At 66.8% G+C, this 18025-nt stretch carries 23 protein-coding genes and 2 pseudogenes; 19 read left to right on the top strand and 6 right to left on the bottom strand.

The annotated features are described in order from the left end of the window. Positions 1 to 24 precede the first annotated feature (24 nt). A complete protein-coding gene (locus tag AC3WTC_RS01585; RefSeq protein ID WP_394195516.1) occupies positions 25 to 840 on the top strand; it encodes an AraC family transcriptional regulator in 816 nt (271 codons plus the stop codon). Between the two features lie 37 nt (positions 841 to 877). Here the strand turns inward: AC3WTC_RS01585 and AC3WTC_RS01580 are convergent. Further along, positions 878 to 961 (bottom strand): annotated as a pseudogene (locus AC3WTC_RS01580) (nuclear transport factor 2 family protein); the annotation flags it as partial. A gap of 5 nt (positions 962 to 966) precedes the next feature. On the opposite strand from AC3WTC_RS01580, the pseudogene AC3WTC_RS01575 reads away from it, so the two are divergent. Next, a pseudogene (locus AC3WTC_RS01575) lies at positions 967 to 1299 on the top strand (RHS repeat-associated core domain-containing protein); the annotation flags it as partial. Between the two features lie 412 nt (positions 1300 to 1711). Beyond that, on the top strand, positions 1712 to 2023 hold the full coding sequence (locus AC3WTC_RS01570) for a hypothetical protein (RefSeq protein WP_312400464.1): 312 nt from the start codon (positions 1712 to 1714) through the stop codon (positions 2021 to 2023). Between the two features lie 126 nt (positions 2024 to 2149). On the opposite strand, the gene AC3WTC_RS01565 is transcribed toward AC3WTC_RS01570, so the two are convergent. Continuing rightward, positions 2150 to 2524, bottom strand: coding sequence for a hypothetical protein (locus tag AC3WTC_RS01565; protein ID WP_492710216.1), 375 nt, complete (start codon positions 2522 to 2524; stop codon positions 2150 to 2152). 575 nt (positions 2525 to 3099) lie between these two features. On the opposite strand from AC3WTC_RS01565, the gene moaA reads away from it, so the two are divergent. The 11 genes from moaA (at position 3100) to AC3WTC_RS01510 (ending at position 11119) form a co-directional block, all read left to right on the top strand. Then, positions 3100 to 4080, top strand: coding sequence for a GTP 3',8-cyclase MoaA (moaA, locus tag AC3WTC_RS01560; RefSeq protein WP_445513639.1), 981 nt, complete (start codon positions 3100 to 3102; stop codon positions 4078 to 4080). Between the two features lie 8 nt (positions 4081 to 4088). Continuing rightward, positions 4089 to 5087: a bifunctional molybdenum cofactor biosynthesis protein MoaC/MoaB gene (moaCB, locus tag AC3WTC_RS01555; RefSeq protein WP_492710252.1), complete on the top strand. Its 999-nt coding sequence runs from the start codon at positions 4089 to 4091 to the stop codon at positions 5085 to 5087. After that, the gene (locus AC3WTC_RS01550; RefSeq protein ID WP_492710214.1) at positions 5084 to 6337 is read left to right on the top strand and encodes a molybdopterin molybdotransferase MoeA; all 1254 of its coding nucleotides are present in this window, start codon (positions 5084 to 5086) and stop codon (positions 6335 to 6337) included. The genes moaCB and AC3WTC_RS01550 overlap by 4 nt, the downstream gene beginning before the upstream one ends. Beyond that, entirely contained in the window at positions 6337 to 6597 is a 261-nt protein-coding gene (locus AC3WTC_RS01545) for a MoaD/ThiS family protein (RefSeq protein ID WP_049463966.1), read from the top strand. The genes AC3WTC_RS01550 and AC3WTC_RS01545 overlap by 1 nt, the downstream gene beginning before the upstream one ends. A 3-nt stretch (positions 6598 to 6600) precedes the next feature. After that, positions 6601 to 7080: a molybdenum cofactor biosynthesis protein MoaE gene (locus tag AC3WTC_RS01540; protein ID WP_492710211.1), complete on the top strand. Its 480-nt coding sequence runs from the start codon at positions 6601 to 6603 to the stop codon at positions 7078 to 7080. Positions 7081 to 7254: 174 nt separating this feature from the next. Further along, positions 7255 to 7803: a molybdenum cofactor guanylyltransferase gene (mobA, locus tag AC3WTC_RS01535; protein WP_492710209.1), complete on the top strand. Its 549-nt coding sequence runs from the start codon at positions 7255 to 7257 to the stop codon at positions 7801 to 7803. Then, on the top strand, positions 7800 to 8165 hold the full coding sequence (locus AC3WTC_RS01530; protein WP_032974542.1) for a hypothetical protein: 366 nt from the start codon (positions 7800 to 7802) through the stop codon (positions 8163 to 8165). The genes mobA and AC3WTC_RS01530 overlap by 4 nt, the downstream gene beginning before the upstream one ends. Before the next feature lie 69 nt (positions 8166 to 8234). Continuing rightward, complete coding sequence (locus tag AC3WTC_RS01525) at positions 8235 to 9011, top strand: helix-turn-helix domain-containing protein (protein ID WP_492710207.1); 777 nt, start codon at positions 8235 to 8237, stop codon at positions 9009 to 9011. A gap of 19 nt (positions 9012 to 9030) precedes the next feature. Continuing rightward, entirely contained in the window at positions 9031 to 9774 is a 744-nt protein-coding gene (gene modA / locus AC3WTC_RS01520; protein ID WP_492710205.1) for a molybdate ABC transporter substrate-binding protein, read from the top strand. Positions 9775 to 9777: 3 nt separating this feature from the next. Beyond that, the gene (modB, locus tag AC3WTC_RS01515) at positions 9778 to 10461 is read left to right on the top strand and encodes a molybdate ABC transporter permease subunit (protein ID WP_025874355.1); all 684 of its coding nucleotides are present in this window, start codon (positions 9778 to 9780) and stop codon (positions 10459 to 10461) included. After that, positions 10451 to 11119, top strand: coding sequence for a sulfate/molybdate ABC transporter ATP-binding protein (locus AC3WTC_RS01510; protein ID WP_154880598.1), 669 nt, complete (start codon positions 10451 to 10453; stop codon positions 11117 to 11119). Before modB ends, AC3WTC_RS01510 begins: the two co-directional genes overlap by 11 nt. A 128-nt stretch (positions 11120 to 11247) precedes the next feature. On the opposite strand, the gene AC3WTC_RS01505 is transcribed toward AC3WTC_RS01510, so the two are convergent. The 4 genes from AC3WTC_RS01505 to AC3WTC_RS01490 form a co-directional block, all read right to left on the bottom strand. Next, entirely contained in the window at positions 11248 to 12783 is a 1536-nt protein-coding gene (locus AC3WTC_RS01505; RefSeq protein ID WP_492710202.1) for a diflavin oxidoreductase, read from the bottom strand. Beyond that, positions 12780 to 13208, bottom strand: coding sequence for a PAS domain-containing protein (locus tag AC3WTC_RS01500; protein ID WP_336028901.1), 429 nt, complete (start codon positions 13206 to 13208; stop codon positions 12780 to 12782). The genes AC3WTC_RS01505 and AC3WTC_RS01500 overlap by 4 nt, the downstream gene beginning before the upstream one ends. A 151-nt stretch (positions 13209 to 13359) precedes the next feature. Further along, positions 13360 to 13674, bottom strand: coding sequence for an AzlD family protein (locus AC3WTC_RS01495; RefSeq protein WP_033831264.1), 315 nt, complete (start codon positions 13672 to 13674; stop codon positions 13360 to 13362). Further along, positions 13671 to 14405 carry an AzlC family ABC transporter permease gene (locus AC3WTC_RS01490; protein WP_033831262.1) on the bottom strand — a complete coding sequence of 245 codons (735 nt, stop codon included), beginning with the start codon at positions 14403 to 14405 and terminating at the stop codon, positions 13671 to 13673. Before AC3WTC_RS01490 ends, AC3WTC_RS01495 begins: the two co-directional genes overlap by 4 nt. 124 nt (positions 14406 to 14529) lie before the next feature. Between AC3WTC_RS01490 and AC3WTC_RS01485 the strand changes: the two genes are divergently transcribed. From AC3WTC_RS01485 to AC3WTC_RS01465, 5 genes are all read left to right on the top strand, one after another. Next, positions 14530 to 14994: an Lrp/AsnC family transcriptional regulator gene (locus AC3WTC_RS01485; RefSeq protein ID WP_025874361.1), complete on the top strand. Its 465-nt coding sequence runs from the start codon at positions 14530 to 14532 to the stop codon at positions 14992 to 14994. Positions 14995 to 15142: 148 nt separating this feature from the next. Next, the gene (locus tag AC3WTC_RS01480) at positions 15143 to 15823 is read left to right on the top strand and encodes an STN domain-containing protein (RefSeq protein WP_032974850.1); all 681 of its coding nucleotides are present in this window, start codon (positions 15143 to 15145) and stop codon (positions 15821 to 15823) included. 16 nt (positions 15824 to 15839) lie between these two features. Further along, complete coding sequence (locus AC3WTC_RS01475) at positions 15840 to 16370, top strand: RNA polymerase sigma factor (RefSeq protein WP_025874363.1); 531 nt, start codon at positions 15840 to 15842, stop codon at positions 16368 to 16370. 69 nt (positions 16371 to 16439) lie between these two features. Further along, entirely contained in the window at positions 16440 to 17420 is a 981-nt protein-coding gene (locus AC3WTC_RS01470) for a FecR family protein (RefSeq protein WP_025874364.1), read from the top strand. A 53-nt stretch (positions 17421 to 17473) separates the two neighbouring features. After that, complete coding sequence (locus tag AC3WTC_RS01465) at positions 17474 to 18025, top strand: hypothetical protein (protein WP_492710198.1); 552 nt, start codon at positions 17474 to 17476, stop codon at positions 18023 to 18025.

The raw sequence follows: 18025 nt of genomic DNA, 5'->3' as shown, positions 1-18025 counted from the left end.
TATCGCTGAATCCGGTCATCGAGAATGACTCGCATTTCACTGCCTGGCTTTGATCTGGACCCGGACGCGACGGATCGGCCGGCAGTGGCCAGCCGCCTGCAGGTGGCCGACCACGATGCCGAGATTCCAGTGCATGACCACCGCAAGGGACAGCTGATCCTGGCACTTCATGGCGCGGTGACCTGCGAGGTGGCCAATGCGTTGTGGATCGTGCCGCCACAGTGCGGCGTGTGGATTCCGGGCAGCATGCCGCACAGCAACCGGGCCACCGCCAACGCCCGCCTGTGCTATCTGTTCGTCGAGCCAGGCGTTGTCGACCTGCCACTGCACTGCGTGACGCTGTCGATCTCGCCGATGGTGCGCGAGATGATCCTGCACCTGGCCGATGCACCGCAGGACTACCCGCGCGGCGGGCACACCGATCGCCTGGCGCGAGTGCTGCTGGACGAACTGGTGCAGATGCCGGCCGAGCGGTTGTACCTGCCTGTGAGCGACCACCCCAAGATCCGTGCGCTGGCTGCGGCGCTGTCGGTCAATCCGGCCGACCGCAGCACCATCAGCGAGTGGGCCAAACGCCTGGCGTTGGGTGAGCGCACGTTGACGCGGCTGATTGATCGGGAAACCGGTCTGTCGTTCGGGCGCTGGCGGCAGCAGCTGCATCTGCTGGTTGCGATTCGCGAGCTTGCCGGCGGCGCGGCGGTGCAGCGGGTTTCTGAAACCCTGGGCTATGAATCGGTGACGGCGTTCATCACGATGTTCAAGAAAGCGCTGGGGCAATCGCCTACGCGGTATTTTGCGGCGCGGTTGCGGAATCAGGATTCTGCTGCTCGCGGCGATTGACGTTGACTGGCTGACGTTGATTGGCTGAAAGGAAGTATCAGCTCTCCGCGGGACTGCGTTTGTCACGTATCGAATAGATCACCGAAAAGATCTTCCAGCCCCGCTCGGTGCGGACCAGCTGGACCCCAACCGGACCATTTAGGCACGCCGCGCGTGGTGATCGACCCCGTGCACGATGTTGCGATCTGGGAGTGGAGCAACAAGAGCGAAGTGTTCGGTGATCAGATTCCTACTGCTGATCCGGATGGCGATGGCGTGGCGTTCGACTTGGCGCTGCGCTTCCCCGGCCAGCAGTCGACGGATGCGAGTGGGCTGTTCTATAACTACCAGCGCGAGTATGACCCCGCAGTGGGGCGGTATTCGCAGAGTGATCCGATTGGTCTGAGTGGCGGGATCAACAGCTATCTCTATTCATCTGCTATGCCTGCAGGCCGGACGGATCCGCTTGGACTGAAAGACTATTCAGCATGTGAGACAAACGAGGAACTGACGTACGCAAGGCGCAGCGCCCTCAATCCACTTGGAGTCACGATGGTTTTTTTGAATAGCACCACCATTCTTGACTATAGGGCAAAGAATGATGGTCGAATCGGAAAGGATCGAGATACCTTTTTGGTGGACGGAAATAGGTTGAGTGCAGAGAGCTTCGGAAACTACGTTGCGGGATATGGTGCCGCCTACCTTTGGGGCCCAGTTGGCTGGGGGGTGACGAGTCTCGCGGGTATGGTGTATGACATCGAAGACGTGTTTCAGGGGCGACCATACAACTGGGATATGGATAGCACAGCCGATATCGACGCCGGTGCAATCAGAGCGATGCATGAGATGTTGGGGAACCGGCCTACGGGCTGCGGCTGCGGGGGATAGGACAATGATCTGGACGCTGGTTACTTTCTACGCAGTTCTCTCGGTACTTACGTATTTCGCAATGGTCGGCAGAACTCCTACCAGACGGCTGTTCTCCTCGATCGGAATCGTTGTTGTTCAGATAGCTGCACTTGTGTGGATTCAGATCATTGCCAGAGCGCTGGGTTCGCAGGCAAATCATGGGTCTTTTTCTCTGGGAGTCGGTGAGCTCTACCTCGCCATACGGCCCATCCTCTTGTTCAACCTGGCGGTATGCATCGCCCTTGTTCTGATCTTTCTGGTTGCTCTATCCGGAAAGAGAGCAACAGGCGAGTGAGCGTGGGGCAATGCCATTGTTGAGACGGAGGAATGCGGGAGACAAAGGGGGCGTGTGGTATCGACGGGTTTTTTCCCGTTCGCTGGTGAGCCTGGAGGCGCAGGGTGCATTCCAAACGGTTCGCGTTTACCGTTCCACCTGCAATCGCCCCACAGCCTGCGCACTCAACGCCAGGCACGCCAGCATCAGCCCCTCCATCACCTGGTCGCCCACGTAGTCCTCGGGCTCGCCGTTCTGCCGGGTCCGCTCCGCTGCCAGCAGCACCTCCTGCACCACCCGCAAGCCGGCCAATGCGCAATCGGCATCGGCCAGCGCCATGCAGCGCCCGGGCAACTGGTGTCGCTCTGGCCAGGGCTGCCCGTCGGCGGCGGCGCCTTTGCCGATGCGTCTCAGGTTGGCACTCAGGGTGTTCGCATCCGCACGGGGCACAGCCTCTGCCAGGTCATCGGCGTTGGCCGGGTCACTGTAGGCGTGCAGGTGGGGAAGGTCAGATCCGTTCATGGCGAGGCTCCGTGCAAGGCAATCGGTAGCCGCCACACAGAGGTGGCGGGCGGTACGTGGTTCGAATCCGGGTTGACGTCAAGCCGGTGGGCGCGAACGCCCCCACGCACCGCCCGCCATAGCCGGCAGACGGATTGCCAGCCGGCGCCACGGAATGTGGACGCCGGCTGGCAAGCGCAATCACTCAACGCCAACACGGGATTCGAAACCCGGCCACCCGTTTTCGGTGGCACGCCATCTGAGCCCGCGTCGCTGTGCAATGCCAATCAGAAGAGTTGCAAATAGCTCACGATTGGAGACGCTTTCGGCATTGAACCACGCTGTTAAGTACCGGCACTGCTGGCTGCCGCGATGACCCACCGCGACCAGGTAATCTGCGACAGGTGTCGTGGTTGGGTGAAGAAGCGGGACGTAGCGGCCGGTTCGAAAACGACAGGGTTGAAGGCCGTACCCCCCAGCGCCACCGCAGTCGAGCGCCGGGTTGACGCTTTCAGCGCCCCGGCGCACTCTGAGGGCTCGGGTCGACAACCTGTTCAGGCGCCCAGCGGCATGGTGGGCTCAGGAGTGAAACAGCCATGAGCCAACTCACCGACGGGTTCGGACGCCGCTTCCCGTATCTGCGTCTGTCATTGACCGAGGCCTGCAACTTCCGTTGCAGCTACTGCCTGCCCGATGGCTATCAGGCCGACGGCCGCCCGCGCTTCCTGGCGGTGGACGAGATCGCGCGCCTCGTGCGCGCGTTTGCCATGCTGGGGATGAGCAAGATCCGCCTTACCGGTGGCGAGCCCAGCCTGCGCAAGGACCTGGACGAGATCATCGCCACGGTGGCGGCCGTGCCGGGCATCCGCAAGGTGGCCATCACTACCAACGGCACGCTGCTGCCGCGTCGCCTGCCGGGCTGGCACCGCGCCGGCCTGACCGCGCTGAACGTGAGCATGGACAGCCTGCAGCGCGAGCGCTTCAGGACCATCACCGGCCACGACCGCCTGCCGGACATCCAGCAGGGGCTGGAGATGGCGCAGGCACTTGGCCTGCCGGCCATCAAGCTCAACGCGGTGCTGCTGCGCGGCCTGAACGACGACGAGCTGCCGCAGTGGATGGACTTCCTGCGCGACCGTCCTTTCAGCGTGCGCTTCATCGAACTGATGCGTACCGGCGACAACGAAGCCTATTTCCAGCGCCACCATCTGCGTGCCGATGTGGTGATCGAGCAGCTGCTGGCCGCTGGCTGGCACGAGCGCCCGCGCGCGGACGACGCCGGCCCCGCGCGCGAGTTCAGCCACCCGCAGCATCGCGGCACGGTGGGCATCATCGCCCCGTACTCGCGTGACTTCTGCAAGGGCTGCAACCGCCTGCGGGTGACCGCCAAGGGCGACCTGCGGCTGTGCCTGTTCGGCGAATTCGGCGTGCCGCTGCGCCCGCTGCTGCAGAGCGACGACGACCAGGACGCGCTGCTGGCACGCATCACCACACAGCTTGGCCTGAAAGCGGCCGGGCACGGATTGCACCAGGGCCAGACCGGATTGATTCCGCACCTGGCTTCGATTGGAGGATGAGGAACACGATGCCGGGTGATCTGAAGGCGGCCTTCCACATGGCCGATGTGCGCGACAAGCGTATTACCCGCCGCCGCGCGGTGGCGGTGGGCGAGCTGCATGCCGGCCCGGTGGCCTACCCACTGATTGTCGAGCGCCGGTTGCCCAAGGGCGATGCGCTGGTGATGGCCGAGATTGCCGGGCTGCAGGGCGCCAAGATGGCCTCGATGCTGATGCCGCTGTGCCACCCGCTGCCGCTGGAACTGGTGCAGGTGTACTGCGCGCCGGTGCCGGAGCGGCAGGCGATACGTGTGTGGTGCGAGTGCGCCAGCGAGGCCCGCACCGGTGTGGAGATGGAGGCGCTTGCCGGCGTCAACGCGGCACTGCTGACCCTGTACGACCTGAGCAAGCCGGTGGAGCCGGCGCTGCGCATCGAGGGCGTCCGCCTGTTGTTCAAGGAGGGCGGCAAGCGCGGCCTGTGGCTGCATCCCGACGGCATGGACGAGGGGGAGCGCGCGCGCTTCAGGCCGCGCCCGCCAAAGGGCCTGAACGGTGCGGCCTGCGCGGTGATCACCCTGAGCGATCGCGCCAGCGAGGGTGGCTATGCCGATGAGTCCGGGCCGAAGCTGGTGAGCGGGCTGCAGACGCTCGGTGGCGAGGTGGTGACTGCCGAGGTATTGCCCGATGGCATCGAGCCGCTGGCGGGCCGGCTGCGTGCGCTGGCGGGCGAGGGCGTACGCCTGTGCCTGTGTACCGGCGGCACCGGGCTTGGCCCGCGTGACCTGACCCCGGAGGCGCTGCGTTCGTTGAATGCGCGACCGGTGCACGGCTTGGCGCAGATGGTGCGCGCGTTGAGTGCGCAGCACACGCCGATGGCCTGGCTGAGCCGGGCCGAGGTGGTGCAGCTGGATGACATGCTGGTGTTTGCGCTGCCGGGCAGCCCGCGTGCGGCCGCGCAGTGTCTGGACATTCTGGCGCCGGTGCTGGGCCACGCGGTGGCGATGGTCGATGGCGGTGGCCACGCATGATTGCCTACAGCGAAGCGCTGCAGCACCTGATGGAGGCGGCCACGCCGCTGCCGGCCGAGCGGCTGGCATTGCATGAGGCTGCGGGTCGCATCCTGGCCACGGACATCATCAGCGGGCAGTCGTTGCCGCCGTTCGACAACTCGGCGATGGACGGCTTCGCGCTGTTCGCCGATGGCGCCCCGCTGGAAAGCGATACCGAATTTGTGGTGCAGGGCTGGCAGGCGGCGGGCGACGCCGGTGCCGAGGGCGGCGACGGTGCATGGGAAATCATGACTGGCGCGCGCATGCCGGTTGGGCTGGATACGGTGGTGCCGATCGAGAACGTGGAGATCCTTGCCAGCGAGCAGGGTCGCCCGACCCGCATTGCGTTGAAGAGCGGGGTGAAACCTGGCCAGAACGTGCGCCTGCGCGGACAGGACGTGGAAGAAGGCGAGCGCGTGCTGCAGGCCGGGCAGGCCTTGGACATCAATGCACGCACTCTGCTGCACGCCATCGGCGTGGCCGAGGTGGCGGTGGTGGCACGGCCGAAGGTCGCGGTCATTGCCACCGGCAAGGAGCTGGTGACCGAAGCGGCGCAGGCGCTGGACTCCGGACAGATCCGTGACAGCAACCGGCCCTACCTGATCGCCCGCCTGCAGGCCGCCGGTGCCGAGGTGGTGTGGCAGGGCACGGTGGGCGATGACGTGGCTGCCTTCGATGCGGTGCTGGACGACGCGCTGGCTGCGGGTGCGAAGGTGCTGATCAGCACCGGCGCGGTGTCGGCCGGCCGCTACGACTTCATTCCCGATGCGTTGCGCGCCCGCGGCGCCCGCATCGTGTTCCACAAGGTGGCGATCCGCCCGGGCAAGCCACTGCTGTTTGCAGTGCTGCCCGATGGAGCGCTGTATTTCGGCCTGCCGGGCAATCCGGTGTCGGCGGCGGTGGGGCAGCGTTTCTTCGTTGAACCGGTGCTGCGTCGCCTGCTGGGCCTGGCCGCAGAGCCGCTGCTGCAGCTGCCGTTGCAGGCCGATGTGCGCAAGCCGCCGGGCCTGCGCTTCCACGCGCGTGCGCGGGTGGACGTGGACGCGCAGGGGCGCTTGAGCGCGCGCGTGCTGTCTGGGCAGGAATCGTTCCGTTTGAAATCCATGCTGCAGGCCAACGCCTGGGTGGTGCTGGAGGGCGAGGGGGACCTCGTCGCGGCCGGCACACCGGTGCGCGTGCAGGGCTGGGGCCATCAGGACCCGCTGCAGCTGGCAACCCAGGAGTCATGATGAAACAGGTGAATCTGCAGTTGTTCGGTGCGTTTTCCGATCTGGATGCCAGCCGCGAGATCGCGCTGGAGGTGGCCGGTGGCACGGTGGCCGATCTGCGCCAGGCGCTGCGTGAGCTGTTGCCGGTGCGCTTTCCCGGTTTCCGCGCCGGGTTGCTGGACTATTCGGCCTTTGCCGACCAGCAGCGCGTGCTGCGTGACCACGAGGCGCTGCCTGCCGATGGCAAGGTGGCGATCCTGCCGCCGGTGAGCGGGGGCTGAGCCATGAGCAGCAACGCGACGGCAAAGGTGGTGGACCGTGCGCAGCACGCCATCGACCCGGCCGAAGGCATCGCGGCGGTGTCCGACCCGGCATTCGGCGGCATCGATGTGTTCATCGGCAAGGTGCGCGACTTCAATGTGGGGCGGCCGGTGACCGGCATCACCTATGACCTGTTCGAACCGCTGGTGCTGAACGAGATCCAGCGCTTCGCGGCGGAGATCGAAGCGACGTTCGGGCCGAAGCTGAAGCTGTATGTGGCGCATGCCAAGGGCCGCTTGGGCATTGGCGATGTTGCGGTGGTGGTGGCTGCGGGCAGCCCGCACCGTGATGAAGCGTTCCGCGCGTGCCGGCAGTTGATCGAGGCGGTGAAACACCAGTGCCCGATCTGGAAGCAGGAACATTACGAGGACGGCGACAGCGAGTGGAGCGAAGGCTGCACGCTGTGCCACGCCGATGGTGAACCGGCGCATGATCACCACTGACGGCAGTAGATCCACGCCATGCGTGGATGGCGCCTTCCCCTCGCGCTTGGCAGAAGCAGCCACGCATGGCGTGGCTCTACTGAGGCGTACCTGCACGGTTGCTCCATGCTTGGATGGCGCCTTCCCCTCGCGCTTGGCAGGAGCGGCCACGCATGGCGTGGTCGGGTTTCCCGCGTGAAAACGCCCATTGCCGGCATCGTGCTGGCCGGCGGCCTGTCCAGCCGGATGGGCCGGGACAAGGCATTGCTGCCCTGGCAGGGTCGCACGCTGCTGGAGCACATGCGCGGCACCTTGCGGCTGGCCGGGGCAGACCGGGTCTGGGTGAGTGGACGCTATCCGGCGTTCGGCGGCGTGCCGGACCAGATCACGCGCTGCGGGCCACTGGGTGGCCTGTACAGCGTGGCGATGCAGATGCCCGATGGCCCTGCCTGGGTGGTGCCGGTGGATACACCCCGGTTGACCCCGGAGCTGTTGCAGCAGCTGCGTGAGCGACATCGCGGCGCTTGCACGATCTTTGAGGGGCATCCGCTTCCGATGCTGTTTAATGTAGGCAATGAAAGCCGCACGATCCTCGAAACCATGATCCACGATCCCCTCGGCCCGCGCTCCCTGCAGGCCCTGCAACACCGGCTGGACGCGCAGACCCTGCGCCTGGCCCATGCCGATGAAGGCGCCCTGGTCAACTGCAATACGCCCACCCAATGGGAGGACGTTGCCTCATGAAGGTGCAGTTGCAGGAACAGACAATGCGCTTGCGCCTGGACGAGGCCGAGCTGGCCACGCTGCTGGCCGGTGAAACGGTGGAGAACCTGACCCGGTTCGGTGGCAGCGGCGGTTGGGGCACGGCCGTTTCGTTGCACGGCGGCGAAAGCGCGGTGCTGCTCGACAGCGGCACCGATTGCCGCCTGGTATTGCCCCGGTCTTCCGTGGAGGACCTGGCTGGGCGCCTGCCATGCCGCGATGGACTGGCCTTTGCGCTGTATCTGGACGACGGCACCACGCTGCAACTGCAGTTCGATGTGGATGTGCGCGACAGCGTGCGCCAGCGCGGCGCAGGCCGGCGCGGCACGTCACCTGCGGCGTGACCCGTGCAGTGCACGGAAGGCGATGGGGCCGTGCCGTATGATGGAGGCTTCCGTTCGAGCGTTGCCGTGATGTCTTCGATTCCGTCCCCTCAGCCGCGCCCCGGCCGGGCCACGCCGAATCCTGCCGCCGCCGATGATGGCGACGCGCTGCATTTCTGCAGCACTTGTGCCTTCTCCGATGCTTGCATGTCGCAGGGCTATGACAAGACGGCGCTGGGCGAACTGCATGTGCTGGTCGACCACGTGGGGCCGTTCCATGCGGGGGAATACATCTTCCGTGCGGGTGAGGCCTTCGATTCCATCGCCGCTGTGCGCGCAGGCATGGTCAAGACCTTCGTCGACGACAGCCAGGGCAACGAGCAGGTGCTGGGTTTTGCTCTGCCGGGCGAGGTAATCGGGCTCAACGCGATTCACGGTTCGCGCTTCCCCTGCAATGCGGTGGCACTGGATACGGTGCACCTGTGCCGCATTTCGTTCCCCAAGCTGAGCCTGCTGGCCACCCGCATGCCGGGTCTTCAGGCCAAGCTGTTCAGCCTGCTCAGTGCGGAGATCGGCAAGGTCGCCACGCTGGCGGCCAACCACCGTACCGACGAGCGCATGGCCGCCTTTCTGATGGACATGTCCGAGCGCTATGCACGGCGCGGGTTCTCCGCGACCCGCTTCAACCTGACCATGGCCCGCACCGAGATCGCCAACTATCTGCGGATGGCGCCGGAGACGGTCAGCCGGGTGCTGCGGCGGCTGAGCGATGAGGGTGTGATTGCAGTCAACCAACGTGAGATGCTGCTGCTGCAACCCGAGCGGCTGGCGGCGCTGGCCGTGGCCAGGGATTCCGAACCGGATTGAACACGGCCAAGGAGCCGATATGAAGACGCTGGGCGTGTTGTTGCTGGGGATGGTGGCTGCGCTGCCAGCGTGGTCGGCCGAACTTACGGTGTCGGCGGCATCCAGCCTTACCGAAAGCTTCCGCGAGCTGGGCGCAGCCTATGAGAAGGCGAACCCGGGCAGCAGGGTCGACTTCAACTTTGCCGCTTCCGGCGTACTGCTGCAGCAGATCGCGCGCGGCGCACCGGTGGATGTGTTCGCTTCGGCCGATGAAGCAACGATGGACCAGGCTGCGCAGCAGAAGCTGCTGGCGGCCGGTACGCGTGGGGTCTTCGCGGTGAACGCGTTGTGGGTGGTCGTGCCGCCGCAGGCGAAGGCGCCGCCGCGCGCACTGGCCGATCTGGCGGGTGCCGGCGTGCAGCGCATCGCAGTGGGCAACCCGGACAGCGTGCCGGTGGGCCGCTACGCGCAGGGCGCGCTGCGGGCCGCCAAGCTGTGGCCGGCCGTGCAGGGCAAGGTGATCAGTACGCAGAACGTGCGGCAGTCGCTGGATTACGTGGCGCGGGGCGAGGTGGATGCGGGGTTTGTCTACGCCACCGACGCGCAGGCAATGCCTGATCGGGTGCGGCGCGCGTTCCAGGTTCCGGTTGCCGGACGCATCGCCTATCCGCTGGCGGTGGTGCAGGCCAGCACGCAGCCGGTGGAAGCCAGGCGCTTCGCGGCGTTCGTGCGCTCGGCGCAGGGCCAGGCGATCCTGCACAAGCACGGGTTCGGCAAGCCCTGACGGATGGACCTGGACTGGAGCGCACTGGGATTGTCGTTGAAGGTGGCCGGCTGGGCCACGGCGATCAATCTTGTTGCCGGCGTGGCGCTTGGCGCGCTGCTGGCGCGGCGGCGCTTTCCGGGTCGGGAACTGCTGGATTCGATACTGACCCTGCCGATGGTGCTGCCGCCGACGGTGCTGGGCTATTACCTGCTGGTGCTGATCGGGCGCAATGGCCCGATCGGCGCCTGGTTGCAGTCGTGGTTCGGCATCAACCTGGTGTTTACCTGGCAGGCGGCGGTGATTGCTGCTGCGGTGGCGTCGTTTCCGCTGGTGTTCAAGCCAGCTCGCGCTGCATTCGAGGAAGTGGACGGTCAGTTGGAGCAGGCCGCGCGCACGCTGGGCGTGTCCGAAGCGGCGGTGTTCTTCCGCATCACCCTGCCGCTGGCATGGCGCGGGATTCTGGCGGGCCTGCTGCTGGCGTTCGCACGGGCGATGGGCGAGTTCGGCGCCACGCTGATGGTGGCCGGCAGCATTCCGGGCCGCACGCAGACCTTGTCGATCGCCATCTATGAAGCGGTGCAGGCGGGGCAGGATGGCAAGGCCAATGCGCTGGTGATCCTGACGTCGGTGGTGTGCATCGTGATCCTGCTGCTGGCCGCGCGGCTGGTGGGTGGGCGCCGCCGGGAGCTGCGCGATGTGGCTTGACCTGCAGGTGCAGCGGCGATTGCAGGCGTCCGGCCAGACGTTCGAGCTGGACGTTGCACTGCAGTGCACGCAGCGGCAGGTGGTGCTGTTCGGGCCTTCCGGTGCCGGCAAGAGCCTGACGCTGAAAGCGGTGGCCGGCCTGCTGCGCCCGGAGCATGGGCATGTGCGCCTGCACGGGCAGACACTGTTCGATGCGGGAGCGGGGGTCGATCTGCCACCGCAGCGTCGTCGCCTGGGATATGTGTTCCAGGACTACGCGCTGTTTCCGCACCTGAGCGTGCGCCAGAACGTGGCGTTCGGACTGCAGCGGGGCTGGTTGAATCCACCGCGCGGCACCCGTATCGAGGCAGTGGAGCAGTGGCTGCAGGCATTCCGCATCGAGCACGTGGCGGATCTGCTGCCGTCGCAGGTATCGGGCGGACAGCGCCAGCGCACGGCGTTGGCGCGTGCACTGGTGACCCGGCCGCAGGCGTTGCTGCTGGACGAACCGTTCGCAGCGCTCGACCACGACCTGCGCCAGCACCTGCGCCAGGAGCTGGAAACCGTACTGGATGAAACCGGTATTCCACTGCTGCTGATCAGCCACGACCCGCAGGATGTGGCGGTGTTCGGCCAGCAGGTAGCGCGGGTGGTGGACGGGCGCGTCGTCGGCGGATGACGCGCGGCGGTCGTGCCGGGCCATATCCTGGCGCGCCGTGTATCCACGCGGGTAGTGCCGGCCGCTGGCCGGCAGCGTCGTAGCGCCAACAGCAGCCGGCCAGCGGCCGGCTCTACCCGAAGGACGGTTCAATACAGCTCGCAGTGGGTGCGGCCCTCACCGCGCAGGGCATCCCAATGGCCTTCGCCGCCGATCGCGTCGATGGCTTCGCGCATCGCACCTTCCAGGTGGCTCTTGTTGCCACACAGGTAGATGTGGCCGCCACGGGCCAGCACTTCCCGCATCTGCGTGGCCTGCTGCTGCAACACATGCTGCACATAGACCTTCTGCGCAGCATCGCGCGAGAACGCTGTGTGCAGGCCAGCCAGTACGCCACGCGCCTGCCAGTCCTGCAGCTGCTCGCGGTACAGGAAGTCGTGCTCGCGATGCTTCTCGCCGAACACCAGATGGACCTCCCGTGCGTCGCCGGTGGCCTGCAGTTCCTGCATCAGGCCCATCAGCGGCGCGATGCCGGTACCGGTGCCGACCAGCAGCAGGGGCGCGTCGCCGCCTTCGGGCAGGTGGAAGCCCGGATTGGAGCGGCAGTACACACGCGCCGTGTCGCCGCCGTGCAGCAGGCTGCCAGTGGCGGTGCCGAAGCGTTCGCGGCCACGCAGGGTGTAGCGCACTTCGCGCACGCACAGGCTCAGCTGGTCGTCGCGCGGATGCGAGGCAATCGAGTAGGCGCGCGGCAGGCAGGGTGAGAGCAGCTCGCGCAGCCGCGCCAGCGGAACCGACTGCGGGGTGGCGTGGTCCTGCAGCACGTCCAGCAGGTCCAGGCCATGCAGGTAGGCGTCCAGTTCGCGTTTCTGGCTGATCTTCAGCAGGCTTTTCAGTACGTCGCTACCCCCCAGCCTGGCCAGTTCGCGCAGTACGCCCTTGCTGAGCAGGCGCAGTTCGCGGTCGCGCAGCGCGTCGACGGCGCTGGAATCGCCATACCAGCTTGCCAGGGCCTGCAGCAGCGCAGGATCGTTTTCTGCAACCAGATGCAGGGTGTCGCCGGCCCGGTAGGCCATGCCGCTGCCCGCGATGTCCAGCTGCAGGTGCCAGGCGGCGGGGGTGCTGTGATTCAGTCGGCGCCGTTCGACAATGCCGGCGGCGAACGCGTTGTCTTCGCCGTAAGCCGTCACCTGCAGGCGCAGATCCTGGCCGGCGGTCGCATCACCGTCCAGTACCTGGCCCAGCACCGGCCGCCACTGCTGGAAGAACTGTTCGTAGCCGAGGTCGGCGTCGACACGGTGCAGTAGTGGCTGCGCCTGACGATCACTCAACGCTGCATCCAGCGCCTTGGTGAAACCGCAGAAGCTGGGGTAGCCGGTATCCCCCAGGCCGAACACCGCGTAGCGCAGTCCGGGCAGGGCGGGCGCCTGTCGCAGCGACTCGAAGAAGCGCTCGCCATTGGCCGGTGGCTCGCCGTCGCCGAACGAGCTGGAGATGGCCAGCAGCACATCGCCGTGGCCGAGGCCGGCCACATCGATGTCATTGAACGGCAGGACCTGCGGTCCATGCGGCTGCAGTTCCGGGTCCGCACCCAGGCGTTGGGCCAGGGCGCGGGCGTTGCCCGACTCGGAGGCGAAACCCACCAGCAGCCGGCTGATGGGCCTGCGTGTGGGGATGGCGTTCACGCAGCCTCGTAGAAGTCGTCGAACTTTTCCTTGCTGAACTCGACAAGGTCGTAGTTCTGCATCAGGTCGTTCACCACGCGGCGGATGCTGATGTACGAGGTGATGTTGCCATCGGTGTCGAACAGTGGCTGCACGGTGGTGTCGACCACGTAGAGCACGCCGCCCTTGCCAAGGTTGGGGACGATGCCCGTCCAGGTCTTGCCGGCCTTGATGGTGTCCCACATGTCCTTGTAGACGGCCTTGGGTACGTCAGGATGGCGGACGATGCTGTGCGGCTGGCCGATCAGTTCCTCGCGCGCGAACCCGGTGAGCGTGCAGAACAGGTCGTTGGCATAGGTGATGTTGCCCTGCAGGTCGGTGGTGGAGATCACCATCACGTTCTGCATGGCGTTGAGCAGCTGGGCGTTGTCGGGGGTGTAGCTCATCGCAGGTCCTTTGGATGCCGGTGACGCCGGCGTATTGGGTTCCTGCATAGAGATACGCGCCCGTGGCGTGGGGCGGATTGATATAGGTCAAGCGTGTGCCCGGAGGGGGCTGCGACCGGCTGTCGCAGGGAGGGGCGGCGCTAGTGGGCGCTCACCCCATCACATACCGCAGCACACCCGCCGATACCACGCCGATCAGCACCGTCGGCAGCATCGACAGCCGCGTGGCCGCAAGCAACGTGATCGCCAGTGCGGCCAGATCGGCCGGCTTGTCGGCCACGAAATCCGGGGCGATCACCGAGATCAGCACGCAGCCCGGGGCGGCTTCCATCACCGTCACCGCGCGCTTGCTCAGGGTGCGGTTGCGCAGCGCGAGGAAACCGATGATGCGGGTGAGATAGGTGGCGGCGGCCATCAGGATGATGGTCAGCACCGAGGTCCAGTGGATCAGTCCGTTGAAGATCATGCGGCGTCCTCGGCCAGCAGCCACGCAGCGGCCAGACCGGCCAGCGCGCCGCTGGCGACGTACCAGGCGCCGGGCACCAGCAGGTAGGTGCCCGCTGCCACCACCAGGCTGACCAGCCATGGCCGCGCGGCGCGCATGCCTTGCCACATGCCGCGCAGCAACACCAGGAACACGGCGGGGAAGGCCATGTCGAAGCCGTAGGCGTGGATGTCACCGAGCAGTGGGCCGACGATCGCGCCCAGCGCGGTGCACAGCACCCACACGGTGTACAGGCCGGCCGACACGCCGAGGTAGTAGGACAAGCTGAAGCCCAGTGCGCGACGGCGCGCATCGGCCACGCCCAGTGCCCAGCTTTCATCACACATGAAGAACAGCGCCGGCAGCACGCGACGGCGCGGCAGGTGCTGCAGCAACGGCGCCAAGCTGGCGCCCATCAGCAGATGGCGGCTGTTGACCAGTGCGGTGATCGCTACGATCAGCGCGATGTGTGGCGGCGAAGTCCACAGTTCGACCGCGGCGAATTCAGACCCACCGGCAAAGTTGAGGCCGGTCATCAGCGGCACTTCCAGCGCCGACAGGCCCTTCTGGGCGGCCTGGGCACCGAGCACCAGGGCGAAAGGAATGAAGCCGATCATCACCGGCACGGCGGCGCGCAGGCCGCGCAGGAATTCGGCGCGCGGTGCGGTGTCGCACGCGGGATCAGGCAGGGGCAGGGTAGTCCGGGCGTCCATGGATCAACAACGGGTGGGGGTGGCCCATGCTAACGGTCCGATCACGAAATCGGGTTGCGTTGATGCCATTGAGTCGACGGAATGTGGAATATCATGTGGCCATAAGCCTGATGGGTGAAATTTCATGCAGTACCAGCTCGACAACCTGGATCGCCGCATCCTCGACGCCCTGCAGCGCGATGGTCGCCTGCAGAACCTGGAGCTTTCGCGACAGGTGGGGCTGTCGCCGTCCGCCTGCCTGCGCCGGGTCCGCCTGCTGGAAGAGGGCGGCTACATCGATCGCTACGTGGCCCTGCTCAACGCGGCGAGGATCGGGCGTGGGTTCACGGTGTTCGTCCGCGTGTGGCTGCGTGGCCAGGATGAAGACACCACCAACCACTTCATCAACAGCATCAAGTCCTTCCCGGAAGTGCTTGAATGCCATCTGATGGCGGGCGACTGCGACTTCCTGCTGCGGGTGGCCGTGGCCGACCTTGATGCGTACCGGCAGTTCCAGATACAGCACCTCAACCGGATCGCCGGGGTGCAGAACACCAAGACCGAAATCCCCATGCAGCGGATCAAGCAGACCACTGAACTGCCGGTCTGAACGGCCCGGCGCGTCCCCTGCGCGCCGCCGTCATCGCAATGACACGTGACGCCGCTACGGTTTGACCCGCTTGCCGGCCGTGCGCAGGTCGACCCGCCTGGTCGCACCGCGCTTCGCCGCTGCAGCTGATGTCGCTGCCGAGGGTCATGTGTTCTACGTCAGGGGGCTGAATGGACAGCATGCGATCAGACGTTGGAGGGTGGCGGCCGCCGCCGGGTTGCTGTTCGCCTTCGCTGCCGCCGCACAGGACGACATCCGCGCCTATGACATTCCCGCGCAGCCGCTGGAACAGGCGGTCGAGCGCTTCAGCGTCGTCAGCGGCTGGTCGGTGATGTATCCCGGCGACCTCGGCACGGGCCGCAGCAGCCATCCGCTGCAAGCCAGCCTGCCGCCACTGCAGGCGCTGCAGGTGGTGCTGCAGGATACGGGTGTCGAGGCCGAGCTGATCGGCGCGCAGCGCGTGGTCCTGCGCCGCGCCGCACGCGCCGCTGCCGAGGCCTCTGCGACCGGTGTGGCCAACGACCTCGGGCAGCGTCGCCGCTTCGGCGACCTGCAGCAGCGGCTGCGCACTGCGTTCTGTGGCGACCCTGACCTTGCACCGGGCGCCTATGCGGCGACGCTGCGCTTCCGCATTGCCAACGACGGCCAGGTGCAGGAACCCGAACTGCTTGCCGGCAGCGGCAGCACCCGCCGCGATGCGCGTCTTCTGCAGGCGATGCAGGCGCTGCGGCTGGACGCCGATGCTGCCGCGCTGCCGCAGCCGGTGACCCTGCAGATTCGTCCTTCCAGCGCGGGCCACGACTGTGGCCGGCGCCCGCCCCAACCATGACGTCAAGGAATCGAACATGAGCAACAGCACGGCTGGGGCGGTAGACCTGATGGACCATCTGCTGGGCGCGTACGACGAACTGAAGCGCCGCCTGGTGCGCAAGCTGGGCTCGGAAGAGCTGGCCGGCGACGCGCTGCAGGACACCTGGATGCGCCTGAGCACGCGCCGCGATCGCCTGGACCCGGTACAGAACCCCGCGGCGTACCTGCTGCGCATGGCGATGAACACCGTGATCGACCGCCAGCGCGCCGACCATCGCCTGCTGAGCCTGGAAGAAGTGGATACGTTGATGGACATGGCCGATCCCGGCCCGGGGCCGGCACAGGCGGCCGAGCAGGAGATGGCGCTGGAAGACATGGTCGGGCTGCTGCAGCGGATGCCCGAGCGCCGCCGCCGGATACTGCTGGCGATCCGCGTGGACGGCCTGCAGCAGCGCGATGTGGCCGAGCACCTGGGCGTGTCGTTGCGGCTGGTGCAGCGTGAGCTGAAAGCCGCACAGGATTACCTGGCCGAACGCAGCGGGCAGGGACGGCAGGTGCGGTTCTGAGGCACGGCATCCGTCTACACTTTGACGCCGAGCAGAACCCCGCAGCGTGCGGGGACGGCAAGAGCCCTCATGGACGCTGACGACCAACCGCACCGCCCGCTCGACGCCGTGGAGCGCCAGGCCCACGCGTGGGTGGTACGGTTGACCTCGGGCGAAGCCACTGCGGCCGATGCCAGGAAATTCCGCCAATGGTGCGAGGCCGATCCCGGCCATCGGCACGCCTTTGCGCGCGCGAAACGGCAATGGGAACAGGTACGCCTGGCCGGTGAGCAGCTGCCTGCCGCTGCGCGCCAGCCGCAGCCTGCAACCCCGGCACAACGCTGGAGCCGGCGCGCATTCCTGGGTGCGGCCGTGGCGGCACCTGCGAGCCTGGCCGTGGTGGCTGCGCTGCACCCGCCACTGGGCCTGTGGCCTTCGGTGACGGCGATGACCGCCGATTTCCATACCGGTACCGGCGAGCGGCTGCAGATTGCGCCGACGCCGCACCTGAAGATCGAACTGGATACGCAGAGCAGCCTGCGCCGGCGCAGTGATGCCCAGGGTGAAGGCTTCGAGCTGGTGCAGGGACAGGCGGCGATCGAGGCCGCTGCGGGAGCGCGCCTGGCGCTGTTCGCCGGGCCGGGTTGCCTGGTGGCCGACGAGGGCGCAGCACGCCTGGATGTGCGCAATACCGATGGCCAGGTGCGCGTGACCTGCCTGCGCGGCAGCGTGCGCATCGAGCATCCGCAAGGTCGCCTGCAGCTGCAGGCCGGCCAGCAGACGGTGTATGACGAGCGCCTCAGTGGCGTGGTGGCCGAAGCCGTGGCGGCCGAAGTCAGCGCCTGGACCGAAGGCATGCTGGTGTTCCGCCGCGCGCCACTGCGTGAGGTGGTGGCCGAGATCAACCGCTACCGGCGCGGCAAGGTGCTGCTGGGCGAATCCGCATTGGCGCGGGCGCCGGTCAGTGGTCGCTTCCGCATTGATGATCCGGATGCCGCACTGGAGCAGCTCGGGCAGACGCTGTCACTCGGCCTGCGTCGCTTTCCCGGTGGAATTGCCGTCTTGGGGTAAGACCCTGGCTGCGCGCGACGCGCACGCCCGCTGCATGCATGGAGAGGCCAAGGATGCGCAACGAGACCATCGGTGTGTTGGATCTGCGCCGCAATCTGTCGGCGCTGCTGGAAACCACCCAGCGGCGGCCGCTGATGGTGCACCGCTATGGCGCGCCGTGGGTATGCGTGGTGTCCGACCCGCAATGGCGGCAGCAGGCGGTGCTGCTGGAGTTCGAGCCACAGGACCATCCGTTGGCGACGCTGCTGCGGTTGCAGCGGCAGGCGCTGCCACTTTCGGAATCGGGAATGCTGCCTGCCGCTGCACTGGCACGTGCCTTGTTGCTGATGGCCATGCACGGCATCGAGGGTCTGGCGGCACTTCACGATCACGTGCGCTACCACCGGTTGTGGCACTGGTTCGTGGCCGCCAGCGATGCACAGATGGAGGGATGGCAGCTGCCACTGCTGCAGGCGACGACGGCGGCGCTGCTGGATGACGCGGACGCGATGCACGCGCTGGCGGCATTCGCGCAGCGCAGCGACGTTGCCGTGCTGGCCCGGCGGAGTGGCGGAGAGGCGCCGCGCCTGGACCTGCAAGCCTGCAGGCGGATGACGTTGCGGTGA

This window comes from Stenotrophomonas sp. FW305-C-20-S1 (genome assembly GCF_058783335.1).
The sequence above is the reverse complement of the archived record's forward strand: the minus strand, read 5'-3'. Positions and strand labels throughout refer to the sequence as shown.

Bases quoted from the DNA above. Each gene is read 5' to 3' on its own strand.
- AC3WTC_RS01485 (WP_025874361.1), top strand. From the start codon at position 14,530: ATGCAGTACCAGCTCGACAACCTGGATCGCCGCATCCTCGACGCCCTG.
- AC3WTC_RS01470 (WP_025874364.1), top strand. From the start codon at position 16,440: ATGGACGCTGACGACCAACCGCACCGCCCGCTCGACGCCGTGGAGCGC.
- AC3WTC_RS01540 (WP_492710211.1), top strand. From the start codon at position 6,601: ATGAGCAGCAACGCGACGGCAAAGGTGGTGGACCGTGCGCAGCACGCC.
- AC3WTC_RS01550 (WP_492710214.1), top strand. From the start codon at position 5,084: ATGATTGCCTACAGCGAAGCGCTGCAGCACCTGATGGAGGCGGCCACG.
- AC3WTC_RS01565 (WP_492710216.1), bottom strand. From the start codon at position 2,524: ATGAACGGATCTGACCTTCCCCACCTGCACGCCTACAGTGACCCGGCC.
- AC3WTC_RS01570 (WP_312400464.1), top strand. From the start codon at position 1,712: ATGATCTGGACGCTGGTTACTTTCTACGCAGTTCTCTCGGTACTTACG.
- AC3WTC_RS01475 (WP_025874363.1), top strand. From the start codon at position 15,840: ATGAGCAACAGCACGGCTGGGGCGGTAGACCTGATGGACCATCTGCTG.
- AC3WTC_RS01495 (WP_033831264.1), bottom strand. From the start codon at position 13,674: ATGATCTTCAACGGACTGATCCACTGGACCTCGGTGCTGACCATCATC.
- AC3WTC_RS01500 (WP_336028901.1), bottom strand. From the start codon at position 13,208: ATGAGCTACACCCCCGACAACGCCCAGCTGCTCAACGCCATGCAGAAC.
- AC3WTC_RS01545 (WP_049463966.1), top strand. From the start codon at position 6,337: ATGAAACAGGTGAATCTGCAGTTGTTCGGTGCGTTTTCCGATCTGGAT.
- modA (WP_492710205.1), top strand. From the start codon at position 9,031: ATGAAGACGCTGGGCGTGTTGTTGCTGGGGATGGTGGCTGCGCTGCCA.
- modB (WP_025874355.1), top strand. From the start codon at position 9,778: ATGGACCTGGACTGGAGCGCACTGGGATTGTCGTTGAAGGTGGCCGGC.
- AC3WTC_RS01465 (WP_492710198.1), top strand. From the start codon at position 17,474: ATGCGCAACGAGACCATCGGTGTGTTGGATCTGCGCCGCAATCTGTCG.
- AC3WTC_RS01525 (WP_492710207.1), top strand. From the start codon at position 8,235: ATGTCTTCGATTCCGTCCCCTCAGCCGCGCCCCGGCCGGGCCACGCCG.
- AC3WTC_RS01490 (WP_033831262.1), bottom strand. From the start codon at position 14,405: ATGGACGCCCGGACTACCCTGCCCCTGCCTGATCCCGCGTGCGACACC.
- AC3WTC_RS01510 (WP_154880598.1), top strand. From the start codon at position 10,451: ATGTGGCTTGACCTGCAGGTGCAGCGGCGATTGCAGGCGTCCGGCCAG.
- moaCB (WP_492710252.1), top strand. From the start codon at position 4,089: ATGCCGGGTGATCTGAAGGCGGCCTTCCACATGGCCGATGTGCGCGAC.
- moaA (WP_445513639.1), top strand. From the start codon at position 3,100: ATGAGCCAACTCACCGACGGGTTCGGACGCCGCTTCCCGTATCTGCGT.
- AC3WTC_RS01530 (WP_032974542.1), top strand. From the start codon at position 7,800: ATGAAGGTGCAGTTGCAGGAACAGACAATGCGCTTGCGCCTGGACGAG.
- AC3WTC_RS01585 (WP_394195516.1), top strand. From the start codon at position 25: ATGACTCGCATTTCACTGCCTGGCTTTGATCTGGACCCGGACGCGACG.